Annotated in this window: 1 protein-coding gene; it reads left to right on the top strand. The window is 59.2% G+C overall.

The genetic code is table 11. From position 1 onward, the window contains the following. A partial coding sequence (locus B7P33_RS19190) for a beta strand repeat-containing protein (protein ID WP_141402520.1) occupies window positions 1-2,013 on the top strand: 2,013 nt, incomplete at both ends.

Genomic DNA, 2,013 nt, shown 5'->3' with positions numbered 1-2,013 from the left:
CCAACGGCGCCACTGCCGAACTGGCCATCGTCAACGGATCACCGGCACAGGTAAGCTTTACCAATGCCGCAATCAGTGTTGGTGCCTTAGGTACACAAATCAGTGCTACCGATGGAGCTGCCACCGCAGATGGCACGGAGACCGAGACCATAACCGTACAATTACGTGATGCCTCGGGCAATGTGATCAACCAGGCCGGGGTGGGCGTAACCTTTAACGTGACCGGTAGCGCCGTACTATCCAGCGCCACCGCTACCACCAACGCCTCGGGTGTGGCCACCATTACCGTGACCAATACCATAGAAGAGACCGTGGACGTGACCGCCACCGTGGACCATGACACCAACGGCGCCACTGCCGAACTGGCCATCGTCAACGGATCACCGGCACAGGTAAGCTTTACCAATGCCGCAATCAGTGTTGGTGCCTTAGGTACACAAATCAGTGCTACCGATGGAGCTGCCACCGCAGATGGCACGGAGACCGAGACCATAACCGTTCAGTTGCGCGATGCCTCGGGCAATGTGATCAACCAGGCCGGGGTCGGCGTAACCTTTAACGTGACCGGTAGCGCCGTACTATCGAGCGCCACCGCTACCACCAACGCCTCCGGTGTGGCCACCATTACCGTGACAAATACCATAGAAGAGACCGTGGACGTGACCGCCACCGTCGACCATGATGCCAATGGCGCCACTGCCGAACTGGCCATCGTCAATGGATCACCGGCACAAGTGGCATTCTCCAATGCCCCGATAGACGTGACCGGAAGCGGTACGGAGATTTCCGCCGCCGATGGAGCCGCTACCGCAGATGGCACCGAGACCGAGACCATAACCGTACAATTACGCGATGCCTCCGGCAATGTGATCAACCAGGCCGGGGTGGGCGTAACCTTTAACGTGACCGGTAGCGCCGTACTATCCAGCGCCACCGCTACCACCGATACCTCGGGCGTGGCCACCATTACCGTGACCAATACCATTGAGGAGACCGTGGACGTGACCGCCACCGTGGACCATGACGCCAACGGCGCCACCGCCGAACTGGCCATTGTCAATGGATCACCGGCGCAAGTGGCGTTCTCCAATGCCCCGATAGACGTGACCGGAAGTGGTACGGAGATTTCCACTGCCGATGGAGCCGCTACAGCCGATGGCACGGAGACCGAGACCATTACCGTTCAGTTGCGTGATGCCTCGGGCAATGTGATCAACCAGGCCGGGGTGGGCGTAACCTTTAACGTGACCGGTAGCGCCGTACTATCCAGTGCTACCGCTACCACCAACGCCTCAGGTGTGGCCACTATTACCGTGACCAATACCATAGAAGAGACCGTGGACGTGACCGCCACCGTGGACCATGACACCAACGGCGCCACGGCCGAACTGGCCATCGTCAACGGATCACCGGCACAGATCGTATTCTCCAATGCCCCTATAGACGTAACAGGAAGCGGTACCGAAATAAGTGCTGCCGATGGTGCCGCTACAGCCGATGGCAACGAGACCGAGACCATAACCGTTCAGTTGCGCGATGCCTCGGGCAATGTGATCAACCAGGCCGGGGTGGGCGTAACCTTTAACGTGACCGGTAGCGCCGTACTATCCAGCGCCACCGCTACCACCGATACCTCGGGTGTGGCCACCATTACCGTGACCAATACCATAGAAGAGACCGTGGACGTTACAGCCACCGTGGACCATGATGCCAATGGCGCCACTGCAGAACTGGCCATCGTCAATGGATCACCGGCCCAGGTCGTGTTCTCCAATGCGCCTATAGACGTGACCGGAAGTGGTACCGAAATAAGTGCCGCCGATGGCGCCGCCACCGCAGATGGCACGGAGACAGAGACCATAACCGTTCAGTTGCGCGATGCCTCCGGCAATGTGATCAACCAGGCCGGGGTGGGCGTATCCTTTAACGTGACCGGTAGCGCCGTACTATCCAGCGCCACCGCTACCACCGATGCCTCAGGTGTGGCCACCATTACCGTGACCAATACCATAG

Origin of the sequence: Sediminicola luteus, from assembly GCF_002514735.1 — a bacterium.
Lineage (GTDB): Bacteria > Bacteroidota > Bacteroidia > Flavobacteriales > Flavobacteriaceae > HQA918.
This window is presented reverse-complemented; position numbering and strand designations above follow the sequence as displayed.